The 16,148-nt window shown below is 50.6% G+C and carries 11 protein-coding genes and 1 riboswitch; of the genes, 1 reads left to right on the top strand and 10 read right to left on the bottom strand.

Annotated elements, in window-relative coordinates:
* Positions 1 to 18 precede the first annotated feature (18 nt).
* The 5 genes from metK to BKD12_RS12215 all read right to left on the bottom strand — a co-directional run bounded on the left by metK (position 19) and on the right by BKD12_RS12215 (position 5,342).
* Complete coding sequence (gene metK, locus BKD12_RS12195) at positions 19 to 1,206, bottom strand: methionine adenosyltransferase (protein ID WP_070089617.1); 1,188 nt, start codon at positions 1,204 to 1,206, stop codon at positions 19 to 21.
* Between the two features lie 166 nt (positions 1,207 to 1,372).
* Positions 1,373 to 1,473, bottom strand: a riboswitch (SAM riboswitch).
* 147 nt (positions 1,474 to 1,620) lie between these two features.
* Positions 1,621 to 2,811, bottom strand: coding sequence for an MFS transporter (locus tag BKD12_RS12200; protein ID WP_070089618.1), 1,191 nt, complete (start codon positions 2,809 to 2,811; stop codon positions 1,621 to 1,623).
* Positions 2,812 to 2,897: 86 nt separating this feature from the next.
* On the bottom strand, positions 2,898 to 4,190 hold the full coding sequence (locus BKD12_RS12205; RefSeq protein ID WP_070089619.1) for a UDP-N-acetylglucosamine 1-carboxyvinyltransferase: 1,293 nt from the start codon (positions 4,188 to 4,190) through the stop codon (positions 2,898 to 2,900).
* Positions 4,191 to 4,333: 143 nt separating this feature from the next.
* Complete coding sequence (locus BKD12_RS12210) at positions 4,334 to 4,837, bottom strand: shikimate kinase (RefSeq protein ID WP_070089690.1); 504 nt, start codon at positions 4,835 to 4,837, stop codon at positions 4,334 to 4,336.
* A gap of 148 nt (positions 4,838 to 4,985) precedes the next feature.
* On the bottom strand, positions 4,986 to 5,342 hold the full coding sequence (locus BKD12_RS12215) for a hypothetical protein (RefSeq protein WP_070089620.1): 357 nt from the start codon (positions 5,340 to 5,342) through the stop codon (positions 4,986 to 4,988).
* A 153-nt stretch (positions 5,343 to 5,495) separates the two neighbouring features.
* Between BKD12_RS12215 and BKD12_RS12220 the strand changes: the two genes are divergently transcribed.
* Entirely contained in the window at positions 5,496 to 6,260 is a 765-nt protein-coding gene (locus tag BKD12_RS12220; RefSeq protein ID WP_070089621.1) for an RluA family pseudouridine synthase, read from the top strand.
* Positions 6,261 to 6,337: 77 nt separating this feature from the next.
* On the opposite strand, the gene BKD12_RS12225 is transcribed toward BKD12_RS12220, so the two are convergent.
* The 5 genes from BKD12_RS12225 to BKD12_RS12245 form a co-directional block, all read right to left on the bottom strand.
* The gene (locus tag BKD12_RS12225) at positions 6,338 to 7,576 is read right to left on the bottom strand and encodes a threonine/serine exporter family protein (RefSeq protein WP_070089691.1); all 1,239 of its coding nucleotides are present in this window, start codon (positions 7,574 to 7,576) and stop codon (positions 6,338 to 6,340) included.
* Positions 7,577 to 7,744: 168 nt separating this feature from the next.
* Positions 7,745 to 8,527: an ABC transporter ATP-binding protein gene (locus tag BKD12_RS12230; RefSeq protein WP_070089622.1), complete on the bottom strand. Its 783-nt coding sequence runs from the start codon at positions 8,525 to 8,527 to the stop codon at positions 7,745 to 7,747.
* Positions 8,528 to 8,570: 43 nt separating this feature from the next.
* On the bottom strand, positions 8,571 to 11,342 hold the full coding sequence (locus BKD12_RS12235; RefSeq protein WP_141736948.1) for an ABC transporter permease family protein: 2,772 nt from the start codon (positions 11,340 to 11,342) through the stop codon (positions 8,571 to 8,573).
* The gene (locus BKD12_RS12240) at positions 11,255 to 15,367 is read right to left on the bottom strand and encodes a sensor histidine kinase (protein ID WP_070089624.1); all 4,113 of its coding nucleotides are present in this window, start codon (positions 15,365 to 15,367) and stop codon (positions 11,255 to 11,257) included. The genes BKD12_RS12235 and BKD12_RS12240 overlap by 88 nt, the downstream gene beginning before the upstream one ends.
* Complete coding sequence (locus BKD12_RS12245) at positions 15,367 to 16,077, bottom strand: LytR/AlgR family response regulator transcription factor (RefSeq protein ID WP_070089625.1); 711 nt, start codon at positions 16,075 to 16,077, stop codon at positions 15,367 to 15,369. The genes BKD12_RS12240 and BKD12_RS12245 overlap by 1 nt, the downstream gene beginning before the upstream one ends.
* Between the last annotated feature and the right edge of the window lie 71 nt (positions 16,078 to 16,148).

Raw genomic sequence — 16,148 nt, forward strand, 5'->3', positions numbered from 1 at the left:
CTTCATCTATTTTCCGAATTATATATACTTTTTCAGGACTTCCACCTTGTCCAGTTTCTCCCAGGGAAGATCAACATCTGTCCGTCCAAAGTGACCGTACGCTGCTGTTTGTTTGTAGATTGGCCTTCTCAAATCCAGCATTTTGATGATTCCTGCCGGACGCAGGTCAAAGTTTTCACGGATAATCTCTACCAGTTTCTTATCGCTAAGCTTTCCTGTCCCAAAGGTATCTACCATGATAGATGTGGGATGCGCTACGCCGATGGCATAGGAGAGCTGGATCTCACATTTCTTTGCCAGTCCTGCCGCCACCATATTTTTTGCCACGTACCGAGCCGCATATGCTGCAGAACGATCCACCTTCGTGCAGTCTTTGCCCGAGAAGGCTCCGCCGCCGTGGCGCGCCATGCCGCCATAGGTGTCCACGATCAGCTTCCGCCCGGTCAGCCCGCTGTCGCCATGCGGTCCGCCAATAACAAACCGGCCGGTTGGGTTTATGAAAAATTTGGTGTTCTCATCAGTCATACCTTCCGGGATCACAGCGTCAAACACATGCTTTTTAATATCCTCATGGATCTGCTCCTGGGAAATTTCCGGATTGTGCTGTGTAGAGAGCACTACGGCATCCAGACGGAAGGGAACTCCGCTTTCATCGTATTCTACCGTCACCTGAGTCTTACCGTCCGGACGCAGATATGGCAGCGTGCCGTTTTTGCGCACCTCTGTCAGCCTGCGTGACAGCTTGTGGGCCAGCGCGATCGGATATGGCATATACTCTGGCGTCTCATCAGATGCATAGCCAAACATCATTCCCTGGTCCCCGGCTCCAATCTCATCAAGATCAGCCTCGGACATCTGGTTCTCCTTTGCTTCCAGAGCCTTATCCACACCCATGGCAATATCTGAAGACTGCTCGTCAATAGCAGTGATCACGCCACAGGTGTCTGCATCAAATCCGAACTTACCTCTGGTATAGCCGATTTCCCTGACCGTATCACGCACAATCTTCTGGATATCCACATATGCGTTTGTGGTAATCTCACCCATAACCATTACAAGCCCTGTGGTGGTACAGGTTTCGCAGGCCACACGGCTCATCGGATCCTGCTCCATCAATGCGTCCAGGATCGCATCTGAAATCTGATCACACATTTTGTCCGGATGTCCCTCTGTTACAGATTCTGAAGTAAATAAACGTCTTTCCATAGTTTTCTTCTCCTTTTTGTCCGTCTTTCTTACGGCATCCTTTCTCCTGAATTGAGTCCTCTCCCCGGCATCGCGGCTTTCTGTCCCGACTGCTCCCGGAAGAGATACATGGCAACGAAAAAACAGCCCGCATAAGCGGACTGTTTTATATCTTCATAAACCAATCCTCTTATTGTTCGATTGCTCGCTCAGGTTGGCACCTTCCCGGATCACGGGGGTTGCCGCAGCTTCACAGATCCTTTGTATCTCCACTGCTCTGAATAAGAGAAAGTCTGCAATATGTTAAATTGTGTACGAGTAAGACTTTACACTTTTTTGCAGATATTGTCAAGATGGGGACGTACACTTTTTGCAAAAGTGTACGTCCCCATCTGCGTTTCCCCCTGTCCCTTTTTGTAATATCCCCTGTCCCCTTTAGATCTTTTTCGTGGCGACCAGACCTCCAACACAGCAGATTCCTGCGATCAGAAGTGAAGTTTCCTGTCCTGCCGCGGCAAGCAGCACGGGACAGAGCACAGATGCGATCCCGTACCCGATCATGACTGCGCCGAAGTTTGCGCCTTGATGTTTCATTCCAAAATAATCGGATACCAGCACCGGGAATACACTCACCACCCCGCCGTATACCATGCAGATAAATGCGCACAGCATCACAAATACAGCGCCTCCGGCCACGATCAACCCAAGGGAGGACAACATGGCCATCAAAAACAGCAGGTAGACCACTGCTTTCCGTCCTATCTTATCAGACAATGCCGGAGCCACTACACGTCCGATAATATTTGCAACAGATGCGATGGTCACCCCGGCCAGTGCCTGGGCCCCGGTAAGTCCCCGTTCCATACCTAGTGATTTCATCAGCGGATTAACCAGCACATACGCAGGCACCGCAAGTGCCATGGCAAGGCTGAGCCAATAATATGTCCTGGTCCGCATCATTTCACGGGCTGTATACTGACGCTGCGAAGCGCTCTGCATCTGCTCGCCGTTCTCCAGATGCTCATTCGCTCCGCTCTTCCTTTCCTGAATCTCTTCCGGCGCTTCCTCCAGGAAAAACGCACCCAGACACAGCACCGCATAGATCACAGTCACTGCCAGCATGGCAAAATGAAATCCCCGCTTCGCAAGAATCCAATCACACAGCGGATTCATAATAACCCCCGAGATCCCGATCACACCAATGGTGATACCTGTAACCAGGCCCCGCTTATCCGGAAACCATCCCTGCGGGACTGCCACCAGCATGCTGAACGCACATCCGGATCCCAGACCGCCGATGATTCCATACCCCAGCGAAACCACCCACGGCGCGTCAATCGGCGCCAGCGCCGCCATCAAAAATCCCGCACACATAAACGCACTTCCCGCAAGGATCGTCTTCTTCGCGCCGATCTTATGCTGCAGCCACCCGCCGATCATATTTCCAAAAGCAAACACGGCAATAATCAGCGTAAAGGGCAGACTCGACACCGCCGTCGAAACATCAAACTCTTTTTTCATATACGGCTGGAACACTGTCCAGATGTACGGATTGCCATGGACAAAATTCACAGCCGCCGCCATCACCAAAATAAAATACCGATTACTTTTCCACTCTTTCCCCATAAGTTACCCACATCTCATCCACATTTTCCACAGAAAACCTAATTGGGGACGGGGGATTTCCGAAAATCCCCCGTCCCCAATTAGGTTTAACTTACCTTTAATTTGAATTTCTGAATTTCTTTTTCTGTCGATACTTTCTCGATGATTCCGCCGATCGAGCGCAGCTTTTCTTCGAATCTTTCATATCCTCTCTGAATATATACGATATCATCCACAATCGTAATGCCATCTGTTGCCAGCCCCGCAATACACAGTGCCGCCCCGGCGCGAAGATCCGGCGCACTGACTCTTGCACCGCTGAAATGTTCTACGCCTTCGATGGTTGCGGAATTTCCTTCTATCTTGATGTTGGCTCCCATTCTTGCCAGCTCATCCAGATATTTAAACCGATTTTCAAAGATGCTTTCTGTTATGATACTTGTCCCCTTGCACAAAGCCAGCGTTACGCCAATCTGCGGCTGCATGTCTGTCGGGAATCCCGGGTATGGAAGCGTCTTAACGTGAGTGCTCTTTAAATTCCCCTTTGATACTACACGGACTGCATCATCAAACTCTTCCACTTCGCAGCCGATCTCCACCAATTTGGCAATCGTGGCTTCCAAATGCTTCGGAATTACATTCAGCACGGTCACATCGCCCCTTGTCGCTGCTGCCGCAAACATAAATGTTCCCGCCTCGATCTGATCCGGAATAACAGAATACTCTGTACCGTGCAGCTTCTGTACGCCGCGGATCTTAATCACATCGGTCCCCGCACCGCGGATATTTGCTCCCATACTGTTCAGGAAATTGGCTACATCAACTACATGCGGCTCCTTCGCCACATTTTCCAGAATCGTCATTCCCTCTGCCATTGCGGCTGCCATCATCACATTGATGGTCGCGCCAACACTGACCACGTCAAAGTAGATATGCTTCCCTATCAGGCGCTCTGCTTCTGTCATGATCTTGCCGTATTCAATCTCCACATCTGCTCCTAAAGCACGGAATCCTTTGATATGCTGGTCAATCGGACGGCTTCCGATATTACATCCTCCCGGAAGCGCCACCTCCGCATGCTTATATTTCCCAAGCAGGGCCCCGAGCAGATAATAGGAAGCGCGGATTTTTTTGATATAATCATATTCAATAGAAATATCGTGAATATTTTTTCCATTAATTTTCACCGTATGTCTGTCCACACGATGAACCATTGCACCAATTCCTTCAATTGCGTCCAGCAGTACATTAATATCATTCACATCCGGAAGATTGTCGATCAACACTGTATCATCTGTCATAATCGCAGCTGACAGAATCGCAAGCGCAGCATTCTTCGCACCGCCAATCTCTACTTCTCCGACCAGCGGATGTCCGCCCTTAATAATATACTGTTCCATAACACACCTCAATTAAATACTATCTATATTTTACTCTCATTTCTAAATTTTCAAATTCATATTCCACGCTATTATATCATAGAATCCACGTTTGTAAAACATTTTTTACATTTTGTAACTTATTTGTAATATCTTTCTTGATATTATTTATCTTTTTCCAGCGCATCCAGTACGGCCTGAATCGTTTCCTCCAGCCCCAGTCCATCCTCGCAGATGGTGATATCCGCATATTTTTCAAACAGTTTTACCCGCTCCTCATAAAGTGCTTTCAGGGACTGGCCATCTTTTAATACTACGCCTCGGTTTTTCGCATTATTCAATCTTCTACTTATTGTTTCGTAAGACGCCTGCAAATATACGATGCTTCCAATCTCTTTGTAATGCTCCATCGCATTTTTACAGTACACGACACTTCCTCCCGGCGAAATGACCGAATGCTCCGCACGGACTCCGGCATTGATGCGGTCTTCAATTTCCAAGAATCCCCCAATCCCGTTTTCGCGAATGATTTCTCTCAAAAGCTTTCCTTCTGTTTCCTGGATGAGAATATCCACGTCCAAAAAACGGTACCCCAGTCTTTTTGCAACAACCACTCCCACAGTACTCTTCCCTACAGCGGGCATGCCGATAAATATCACATTATCCATGCGGGTATGCTCCTTTCTGTCCTTTGCTTCGTGTATTTTATCACATCTTTTTCCTTTCGTCCATTCCAAATCCCCGTAAGCGCTAAAAGGAGTCAGGCTCTTTGTATTCTGGCCCGGCTCCTTCCTTTTGTGAGCTTTCGCTGTCTTTTTAATAAAATTTCCGCCTTCTGCTCCGGTGTTCACTTCTCCTCCTTAGGATCTCCTGGTAGGTCATCACCTGAATCAGATCCCGCATCCACGCTCCTGGCTTCTCCTCACCCTCCGAAGCCCGCTCAAAAACTCTCCGGCAGGCAAGACGCAGCTGAAGCGGATCCGGGTATTCATCATAGATCATACTCCCTTCGTACATCAACCTGTCACATTCCTCTTCCACATAAGGCGCAAGCCTCTTTGCTGTCTCCGGGTACAGGCTTTTCATATATTCCAGATCTCTTCTCGCCTGCCTCTCATCGCCATCCATGAAAGGCATAGGATATACCATATAATAGGGAAGCTTCTGTTCCATGCCGGCACACTCCTAAAATCAGTATCTACCTTAGTGTATGCCGCAATCCCTAAAGTGTGTGTTCTCCCCTGCAGTAATAAAATTTGCATATTTTTTCATGCTATGTTTAAATAAAAGAAATTATTAAAAAAAACAAGAATTCGGAGGTGCTTTATGGCACGCAGATTTCAATCATCTCCCCTTAATATTTTATATGAAGACGACCAGATCATCGTCTGTGTCAAGCCCCACGGCATCGCCACCCAGTCCCGCTCCGTAGCGGTTCCCGATATGGAACGGCTGATCAAAAATCACCTCTGCCGCTCCGCCCCGGGAAATGCCGCCTCCGCCGGCAAAGAGCCCTATCTGGCTGTGATCCACCGACTGGATCAGCCGGTCGCCGGTATCCTGGTATTCGCCAAGACCAAATCCGCCGCCAGAGAACTTTCCCGACAGCTCACCGATCCCAAGAAAGCCGCTTTCGGGAAATACTACCGGGCACTTGTAGAAAAACGCCCGGACACAGACAGCGGTATCCTGGAAGATTACCTGTGCAAAGACCCGCGGACCAACACTTCCCGTGTCTGCAGCCAGAACACCCCCGGCGCCAGGCTGGCCCGCCTGGAATTCCACATCGCTGTGGATAACTTCTTCCATTGGGGACGGGGGATTTCTGAAAATCCCCCGTCCCCAATGGAGCCGACCGAGCTACTTATCCACATTTTCACCGGCCGCCACCACCAGATCCGGGTACAGCTGGCGAATATGGGCTGTCCGATCCTCGGCGACACCAAATATAATCCACACTCTATGTGGAATATGGGGAAAAACGGCTGGCAGCAAATTTATCTTTGTGCCTACAAGCTGACCTTCCGGCACCCCACGACCGGCAAGCCGATGACTTTTGAACTGAAAGACGCCAGGGACTGCGGGTTTTAACTTCCCGCAGCCCCTGGCTTTCGTTTCATATCATATTCTTTTTATATTCTTTGCAAATCTTCTGCTATATTCTTTTGCTATACTGTCTTTTTCCCCACACGGTACTCCATCTTTTTAGCGTACAGGACGATCCTGGACACCACATCTACGATCAGGAATCCAAGTGCGATAGCCAGGCAGGTCTCCAGCAGCAGATCCATCTCCCGACCGGCCATAGCAGAATCCGCGCTCACCCAGCCGTACATCATATAGTAAAGGTTTGGTCCGGGAATCAGTGGGAAGGCAGATGCGGTCAGGAAAATGGTTGCCGGCGCCTTATTGACCCTGGACATGATAAACGCGTAAGCGGCCACGAAGATCGCCCCTGCCATGGTAGCTCCAAAATTGCTGGGCCACACCTCATAGACCACCAGATAGATCGCCCAGGTAAAAAACGCCCCGATCCCGGAGTAGATCACCTGTTTTCCCTTGATCTTGAACCACAGCGCAAATCCCACGCAGGCCACCGTACAGGAGATCAGCTGGATCCCTACGTTATGGTTCAAAACATAACCGTCAGAATCTCCTCCGCCCAGAAGCCGCATGGCGATCGCAATACCAAACGCGATGCCGGCCGCTCCCAGGATCGAGTTCATAATATTGATCAGCCCGGAAATAAAATCTCTCTGCAGCATTTCCCGGATCCCGTTGGTGGTACTGAGCGCACTGATCAGCAGCATGACGATTCCGATCATGATCCGGTCCTGATGCGTGCCGATTCCCAGAAAATCCATCCCGATGATCACTACTTCTGCCAGAAACGCCAGGATAAGGTTATAGATCAGAAGATTGCTCTCCCGTTTTCCCAGCCAGTTCCCCACAAACACGATCATCAAGGACACCAGCGCCGCTACCAGAGCGTCCATAAGCCCACAGCCAAAGAACACCGCAAACCCGGTGCCGCCCATGATCCCGGCCGCATAGGTCAGAATAAGCGGCTGCTCCTCCCGGTTCATGACCTCCAGAAACTTCTCATGAAGCTCATCCGCGTCCGGTGTATTCTGACAGACATACCGGGCCAGATTATTCAGATAATCCAGGCGGTCGTAATTGATCCCCGTCGATTCAATATGCCGGATCTGGGTCAGGAATTCTCCATCCGGCGTCTTCACTGTAATCTGAATATTACTGGGAATCGCAAACACATCATATCTCTCGAATTCGTAGCTTTTACACATACGGTACAGCGTATCATCCAGGCGGAAATTCTCCGCTCCGCTGCACAGCATAGCTTCACCGATGTCAAGAATCCCTTCCAAAATCCGTTCGTAATTCATTTCTACATCCATCCTCCAGTCTGACTTTGCCTGGTTCTACTTAGATAACACACCAGAAATATTGCATATCAAAGCCCATTTTAGAGAACAACCGGAAGAAATGCAAGAGCAATTCAAAAAAAACAGGCAGACCATTAACAACAGTCTGCCTGCATCCGCCACTCTTTTCTACAATTCTTTCATCTTCACCAGGATCTTCTGGTAAAACTCCTCCTGATCCCCTTCCTTTTTCAAATCCTCCAGGATCACACCATCCTTCAGGAGAATCAGACGGCTGCAATAGCTGGCCATCTTCGGATCATGGGTAACCATGACGATGGTCTTACCGAGTTCCTTGTTGATCTCGGTCATGGTAGAGATCACTACGTCACCGGACTTAGAATCCAGGTTTCCGGTCGGCTCGTCGGCCAGGATCAGCTCCGGGTCATTGATCAGCGCCCGGCAGATCGCCACTCTTTGCTTCTCACCGCCGGACAGCTCATAGGGCTTTTTATCCAGCAGGTGCCGGATGCCGAACTGCTCTGCGCTCTCTTCTGCCTTCTGGATGCAGTCCTTTGCCGTTCCCTTGTCCAGGATCTTCGGCAGCATGATATTTTCCCGGACCGTCAGGCTGTCCATCAGATAAAAATCCTGGAACACAAAACCAATGTCCCGGCGCCGGATGTCCGCCAGCTCGTCCTTCCACAACTCTTCCGTGTCGCTGCCTTTAAAATACAGCTTTCCGTCCGTCTGTCTGTCGATCATCCCCAATATCTTAAGGAGCGTCGTCTTTCCGCAGCCGGAACGCCCCATGATTCCTACAAACTCCTGGCGGTCCACCTGGAAATTCAGGCCCTTTAACACCTTGATCTCATCTTTTCCCTTCTGCTCCCCGGTCTTGGTATAGTTGCGGATCAGACCTTCCGCCGCCAGTACCAGTTCTCCCTGTTTTTCATCATATTTTTCATTCATCTTCTTTTTGCCCCTCCCTGACTTTTTCATCTATATTTCATTTCTATTTTTTATTCCTTCCAGTTTTTGTTCCTTCCAGATCTCTGACCAGGCTTCTCTGCATCAGCTTCAGATTCACCGCCTGTGCCAGAATATATCCTCCCCACAACAGGATACCATATTTCAGATAATTTTGAACATCCTTTATTTCATACATCCTAAGACCAAATACAGTCCCTGTCAATACAAGAGAAATCACGCCTGCCAGGATCAGCGGCACCCATACATACCGGGAAACCTCACGTTTCATAAGCCTGATCCTCTCGGCGCTGCTCATCCCAAATACCTCAAAGAACCGGTAATCCCTCCGAAGCTCCGGGAGATCCATCTTCATTTTCATCCGAAGCAGGAAGATTTCCACCGCCAGCAGCATCAGCAGCACGATACCGTTTACAATGGTTTCCATCTGCCGTTCCGTCTCTCTTTGGTGCCGGGCGTCTGCACTGATATAGGCACTCTTAACCAGCGGATCAAACGCCTCGTCGAAGGCATGGCTTTTTCGGAACTCACCCAGGATTTCATCCGCCCGTTCCTGATATTTCTCTGGAACATTGACCAGCATTAACCGGGTAGGCCACTCGTGGATGGTCACATCCGGCACCGCCTCTTCCTCAGACACCGGTTCTCCGGTCAGAAGATCCGTGGTCTTCCAGCAATCCTTTACGGATTCAAAATAGGTGTCCGAGAACACGATCAGATTCTCATACCGCCCCTGCCGGTAAGCACCGGTCAGCGCTTCCCGCTCTTCGCTTACAATCTCCCTTGGGGGATATGTCTGTTCCCTGGTGATATAATTATGTCCCATCAATGCCTGCCCGATATGTACATACGGCCTGCTGCTGCAAAGATACCAGTCCAGGGGTCTTGCCTTAGAAGCCTGATCCTGCTGGTATACCACGTGGATCTTTTCTCCCGCTTCATCCAGCATAAGATCCCGCGGCTTCTCTCCTGCCAGTTTTTTCAGTTCCCGGTAAGTACTCTCGGAGATACCGGTATTCTGTCCCTGCTGTACTACAATCACCCGGTAATCCTCCTCCGGCTGTTCTGTCGCATCCAGAGTGGTCGCACGCACCATGGGAAAGCTAAGGACCTCTGCCTCACATTCCTGCTGCAGCGCCTCAAAATAAGCCTCATCCTGGCTGTTGGCCAGATAAACATAGTCATACGGATATAAGGCTTCCGGCTCATCCGCAATCTGGCTGGATATAAATTTCACCGAAAATACCATCATCACAAATACATTCAAAAACATCAGCATGGACATGTACCGGATCATGGTACGGAACCGGCAGCGTATCCTAAATTCCTTCGTAAGCTTTGGCAGAAATGCCTCCTGGCGCTTCTGCCTCATCCTAAGCCAGATTCCCCACAGGCTCCTTATCATCAGCATTACACACAAAAGAATCCCGCAGACCAGAAGGAGTTTCTCTCCCATCCTCCTCTGTCCATAAAAAGCAAAACAAGCTGCCCCTGCAGCCACAGAGATTAGCACCGTTACCCAGGCAGATCTTCCCACTGGTTTTTCCCAGCGGACCGCCGCGCCCCGGGTATCTGTCGAGCCATACCCCTTTCCCAGCTCCATACAGGTCAGATATGCCACAAAGCAGACCAGCGCCAGCACCACCAGGGACCATCCGGCCACAAAAAAGCTGACAAATCCGGCATTTTCATACTCCGGCATCCAGGCAGCAAACCCATTTCTCAAGAAAAACAAAAGAACCGTTCCCACCATCGCCGCACAAAGATACGCTGCAGCAAAGCATCCCAGCAGTTCTGCCAGCGAAGACCAGAAAAAGGTTTTCTTCCTGATCCCCAGGGTCTTGATCAGTCCGGAGCCGGCCAGTTTCCTCTTCTGGTAAAAAGACAGAGCCGCTATGATCAAAAACAGGCCAAGAAATGCTATCGCTACCAGAAAATCCCTCATGATCTCCACCAGGCCCAGTCCCAGAAGTCCGCCGTCCTCCCCATAGTTCCCGGAAAACATCTGGTATATTCCAAAGCCCAGGAACAAAAACAATCCGGACAGCCAGACAGATAAAAACAGAAACATCATATCTTTAAACCGGTATTTCAGATCCTTCCACAGAATCTGGTAATAAAGCCGGGAATACCGGCCCGGAAAATACAGTCTCCGTCTGCGCTCCTGACGGTAAGCTTTGCGTTCCTCCCGGTCCTTATGCATCCGCCTGGTCCCTTCATCCCAGGCCTCCACCGCTCGAAGAACCAGGAAAAAAATCCCAGCTGCCACCACCAGAAAGTAGGGATAAATATATGGCAGATCCGAAAGGATCTCCCGGTTCCCAATAAAAACCCCATCCGGCGCCACCGGATTGGCGATGATCATACAGCAGGCCCCGCCCAGGACCAGCGCTATGGTGGATCCCAGCTTAAAAAGCCTTCCGGAAAAAACCGCCAGTATCGTCGCGACCGTCAACAGCTGAGCGATTGTCACAGCAAGCACGATCCCTGTAAACTGCAGTGCAAATGCCCCCGCATTTCCACCCAGCTCCTGACTTAACGGAAACTCCCGCGCCACAAGCTCTGCCGCACCGCCTTCCCGAAAGACTGCCGACAGCCAGGTAAGTCCTGTATAGGTATGCTCACCTCCCCGGATCCATGGGTAACAGTAATAGATCTGCGTTAAAAGCCCGGTCATGATAATAACAATACTCCCTTTGCTTCCACGCTTCATGATAAATCCGCCTCCACTTCCCGTACCACATTTCTCTGGATCAGCTTCATATTCATGATCTGTATCAAAATATAAGCGCCCCATACCAGGAGTCCCCATTTCAGATAGTCCGTCATATCCGACGTCTGATAGAGCCGAAGCTTCCACAAGATCCCTGTCAGCACCAGGGAAACGCCTGCCCCCAGCAGAAGAGGTATCCGTACGTACCGGGAAATCTCACGCTTCAAAAGCCCGGTCCGCTCCTTCTCTCCCATGCCAAAGGTTTCCATAAACCGGTAATCCTTCCGAAGCTCCGGCAGATCCATCTTTACCTTCATCCGAAGCAGGAAAATCCCCACCGCCAGCAACATCAGAAGCACAATGCCATTGACCAGTGTTTCCATTTGCCGCTCCATCTCTCTTTGGTGCCGGCCTTCGCCTCCGATATAGGCGCTCTTTACCAGCGGATCAAACCCCTCGTCAAAGGCATGGGCTTTTCGGAATTCACCCAGGATTTCATCCGCCCGTTCCTGATATTCCTCCGGAACGTTAACCAGTGTTAACTGAGTAGGCCACTCGTGGATGGTAACATCCGGCACCGCCTCTTCCGCTGCTACCGGCTCCCCGGTCAGAAGATCGGTGGTCTTCCAGGAATCCTTTACGGATTGAAAATAAGCGTCCGAAAACACGATCAGGTTCTCATATTTTCCCTGGCGGAAAGCTCCGATCAGTGCTTCCCGCTCCTCGCTTATGATCTCTCTTGGCGGATACGTCTCTCTTCTCGTATTCGGATTTTGAGCCATCAGTGCCTGTCCGATATGCACATAAGGTTCATCCGTCCACAGGTACCAGTCCAGCGGCTTGGCCTTCGACGCCTGATCCTGCTGGTACACCACATGGATCTGTCTTCCCGCATCGTCCAGTGTAAGATCCTCCCACGGCTCTCCCGCCAGTTCTTTCAGCTCCCGGTAGGTACTCTCAGAGATACCGATATTCTGGCCCTGCTGAACTACAATATCCGTAAACTGATTCGGCATTTCCGTATTATCCAGGGTCGTGGCCCGCACCATGGGAAAACTGTAAATCTTTGCCTGACATTCTCTCTCAAGCCGATCAAAATACTGGCCGTCCTGGCTGTTTGCCAGATAGACATAGTCATAGGGATACATGTCCTCCGGATCATCGGCGATCCGGGTGGAAATAAACTTGATGGAAAACAGGCTCAGCGCAAACACATGCACCACCATCAAAAGCGAAAGATACCTGGCCGTGGTCCGGAACCGGTAGCGCAGTCGGTAAATCCTTGGCAGTACCGGTAAAGTTTCCTTGATATTCCGCTGTATCTTCGCAAGCCTCATCCCCCACACGCCCCGGAAGGCAAGTGCTGCACACAACAGCAGGGCACAGGCCAGGATGATGCTCTCTGCCATTCTTCTTTGCTGGTAAAAATACAGAAAGATGATCCCCAGGATCCCGGCTGTCGCCGTCGACACTTTCGGAAACCTTCCCGTCAGGGGCTCCCACTTCACTACCGTGTTCCTGGTATCCGTGGATCCGCTGCTCCCACGCATCTCCAGGGAAACCGCATAGGCACATAATCCAAGAAACGCCATTCCCACAAATGTCCAGATATATACGCCGGCCCCGGCCATGCCACTGCTTTCATATCCCGGAAGCCATCTTGCAATCCCCCTGCACAGGAAGAATAGCAACACGCTTCCTGCCGCATACGCTCCCAGCACCGATGCCACCAGACAGCCCAGCAGCTCTCCGATCCTGGTCGCAAAAAGCGTACCGCTTCGAATCCCCATGGTTTCGATCAGTCCGGTACTGGCAAGCTTCCGTTTCTGATAGAAAGACAGGGTCGAAGAGACCAGGAAAAGTCCGACAAACACGATCGCCGCCAGAAAGTCCCGCATGATCTCCACCAGGCCTAAGCCCAGCATACCACCGTCCTCTCCGTAGCTTCCGGAAAAGTTTTGATAGATCCCAAGCCCCAGGAAGAGAAACAGGGCAGACAAAAACGCCGACAGGAAGAGAAACGCCATATCCTTCCAGCGGTATTTCAGATCCTTCCACAGGATCCGGTAAAACAGCCCGGAATAATGCCCCGGAAACCGGAGTCTGCGCTTCCTCTCCTTTCGGTAGGCCCGTCTCGCCTCCCGCTCCGCTTCGACTCTTCTTGCAGACTCGTCCCAGACCTCCAAAGCCCGGATCACCAGATATAAAATCCCTGCGGCGATCACCGCAAAATAAGGATAATAACAGGTAAGTGTCCCAAGAATTTCCCGATTCCCTACAAATACATCATTCGGCGCCACAATATTCCCGGCAAGGTACATCAGCGCGCCGCCGATCACGCCGGGAACCGCCGAACATATCTTAAAGCGGAAACCTGTCACACCGCCGATCACAGCGATGACAGAAAGCAGCTGCGCCACCGTCATAAGCCCCGCGATTAATGCAAACTGTACGGCGAACACCGTCAGATTGCCGCCCAGTTCAAGGCTCACCGGAAACTCCTGCTTCATAAGCTCCGTCACGCCGCCTTCCCGGAATACCGCCAAAAGATAGGTGATGCTGTTGTAGGTATGCTCCGCTCCACGGATCCAGGGATATAGATAGTAGATCTGCACCAGGATCCCTGTAAGGATAAGGATCACCGGAATTCCAAACTTTTTCCATTTTGAATTTGTCTGAGTCCTTTTTGATTTCACGGCAGATTCCCCCCTCGCTGATCTCTTACCAGCAATATACTCTCCCACTGCCTGCAGCATCAACGATTTGTCCGTGACATGCTCATTTTCTGTCTGTAACTTTTTCTCTTCCTCGGAAAAAAACAACAGCCTTACGCAGAAGCACTCTCCTCTTGCCCCGGCGTTCATCTCCCCGCCATGCTGCTCCACGATCTGGCGGATACTTTTCAGTCCATACCCGTGAAGGCCGGTCCTGCTTTTGGATGGCTTCTCCTCCCCGGCCCTGTTCCCTCTGATACTGTTTTCTATCTTTATCATAAGCAGCTGATGACTTTTTCGGATCGTCAGACGGATCCACCTGTTTTCTTCTTTCAGCGTTTCACAGGCCTCGATGGCATTGTCCAGAAGATTGCCAAACAAGGCCATCTGCTCCTGTGGCTGCAGAGGGATCCTCTCAAGCTCGGGTGTGTCTACTGTCATCTGAATCCCTTCTGTTTCCGCCCTTTTTTTCTTCTGGCTCAGCAAAAAATCCAGATCCCGTATTCCCGTAAAATGGGAAATGCCTTCATCCAGCAGCTCCCGGCTGATCTCTCCCAGATATTGCGTCAGCTCTTCCCACTCTTTTTCCTTTGCATATTTACGCAGAAGCAGAACATGCTGCTTCATGTCGTGGACCGTCCTTCTGCTCTCCTGCATTTTTTGAAACTGTTCCGCCCAGAGCTTATGCTGGAGCGCCAAAAGTTCCCTTTCCTGCTCCAGGAAACGCCACCGCAGGAATACTGCCGCCAAGGCCCCAAGTCCGCATAGGATCAACAGAATCGACATTCCTTCCAGGATCCCCCACACACTTTCCGGATCGGACTCTAACCTTGTCAGAGCAGTCTCATACCGAAACAATAGCAAGGTCAGAATTCCCCAGAGCACCAGCAAAAGATTCCGGCAGGAGACCAGCTTCTCTCTCACATCCTCCCACATGTCTGCAGCCAATATCATTATGATCACGATCCAAAGACGGGTCAGCGTATAGAGAAGAAGATTCCAGGCGATCTCCTTCTCCGGTTCCAAAGAGGACATAAAAAGGCCTTCCCGCCAGTTCCGGTAAAGCAGTGCCAGGGCTAAATCTAGAAGCGCCACGAAGCTGAAATAAATGCCTGATGCCCCCAGAACCACCCTCCATCCGGTCTTTGTCAGCTGCCCAAGCCCGGCCGAGATCACAGCCGCACAGACCAGGAGCGCGGCTACAGAAAGAAATGCCCGTTCCCTTGCCATTCCAAGCAGCACGCCCAGGCCCAGCACACAGCCCCACTGGATCACAATTTCTCTTTTCTTTCCGCTGCGTCTGGCACCTGTTATCCTGCTCAGGATGATCCATCCCATCCAGACCTCCCACGCAGACAGCAGCCACAGCAGAAAACCTACGATTTCCCCGCTCATTACAGTCCCTCCATATAACATGCGATCCGTTCCTTTATATGAGAATACTGGATCCTGCTGACCGAAAAGCGGTGGCCTCCCAAAAGATAAACCCAGCCTCTCTCCAGCTTCTCAATATGCTGTACATTCAATACATGCCCGCGGTCCAGCAGGATAAATCTTTCATCGCCTATTTCTTCCAACAGTCTGCCGATCGATATCCTTTCCCTGTAAATCTTTTCTCCCGTCACATACTCTGCGTACTTTCCGCCTTTTTTGTCTTTCTGTATATAAAGGATATCTCTGTAATAAAGCTTCTCTTTTCCACAGCCGTCTCCCACGATCCGGTAATCCTTCTTCTCCTCCAGAAGAGAGGAGATGAGCCTGTGCAAAATTTCCGGGAAACGCTCCTCCATCTGTTCCTTCAGCACATACTGCCAGGCTTCGATCACATAACTTTCCGCCGCATACTGCGGATATGCCGTCAGAAAGACCACAGCCGTATCGTCCCCGTTTTTCCGCAGCCTGTGTCCCAGCTCTATCCCGCTGATTCCCGGAAGATCTATATCTAGGATCAGAATGTCATATCTTTCTTTTACCTGTAAAAAATCCTCCCCGCAGCAGTATGTCCTGGTTTGGATCTCCGGGAACTCCTCCTTCGCTTTTTCTATGTACCCGCAGACCACTCTCTGCATACGGGGATGGTCTTCAACCACTGCAATCCTCAGCATCTTCTCTCTCCTGTAATAGTCCTTTGACTCCCCAACTATCTCTTTAAATAAAGAAACAACGCTTCTACTTC

Source organism: Merdimonas faecis, assembly GCF_001754075.1.
GTDB classification, from domain to species: Bacteria; Bacillota; Clostridia; order Lachnospirales; family Lachnospiraceae; genus Merdimonas; species Merdimonas faecis.

What these genes read in the sequence shown, in the direction of transcription:
- metK (WP_070089617.1), bottom strand. Translation starts at nt 1,206, where the DNA reads ATGGAAAGACGTTTATTTACTTCAGAATCTGTAACAGAGGGACATCCG.
- BKD12_RS12200 (WP_070089618.1), bottom strand. Translation starts at nt 2,811, where the DNA reads ATGGGGAAAGAGTGGAAAAGTAATCGGTATTTTATTTTGGTGATGGCG.
- BKD12_RS12205 (WP_070089619.1), bottom strand. Translation starts at nt 4,190, where the DNA reads ATGGAACAGTATATTATTAAGGGCGGACATCCGCTGGTCGGAGAAGTA.
- BKD12_RS12210 (WP_070089690.1), bottom strand. Translation starts at nt 4,837, where the DNA reads ATGGATAATGTGATATTTATCGGCATGCCCGCTGTAGGGAAGAGTACT.
- BKD12_RS12215 (WP_070089620.1), bottom strand. Translation starts at nt 5,342, where the DNA reads ATGGAACAGAAGCTTCCCTATTATATGGTATATCCTATGCCTTTCATG.
- BKD12_RS12220 (WP_070089621.1), top strand. Translation starts at nt 5,496, where the DNA reads ATGGCACGCAGATTTCAATCATCTCCCCTTAATATTTTATATGAAGAC.
- BKD12_RS12225 (WP_070089691.1), bottom strand. Translation starts at nt 7,576, where the DNA reads ATGAATTACGAACGGATTTTGGAAGGGATTCTTGACATCGGTGAAGCT.
- BKD12_RS12230 (WP_070089622.1), bottom strand. Translation starts at nt 8,527, where the DNA reads ATGAATGAAAAATATGATGAAAAACAGGGAGAACTGGTACTGGCGGCG.
- BKD12_RS12235 (WP_141736948.1), bottom strand. Translation starts at nt 11,342, where the DNA reads ATGGGGCGCTTATATTTTGATACAGATCATGAATATGAAGCTGATCCA.
- BKD12_RS12240 (WP_070089624.1), bottom strand. Translation starts at nt 15,367, where the DNA reads ATGAGCGGGGAAATCGTAGGTTTTCTGCTGTGGCTGCTGTCTGCGTGG.
- BKD12_RS12245 (WP_070089625.1), bottom strand. Translation starts at nt 16,077, where the DNA reads ATGCTGAGGATTGCAGTGGTTGAAGACCATCCCCGTATGCAGAGAGTG.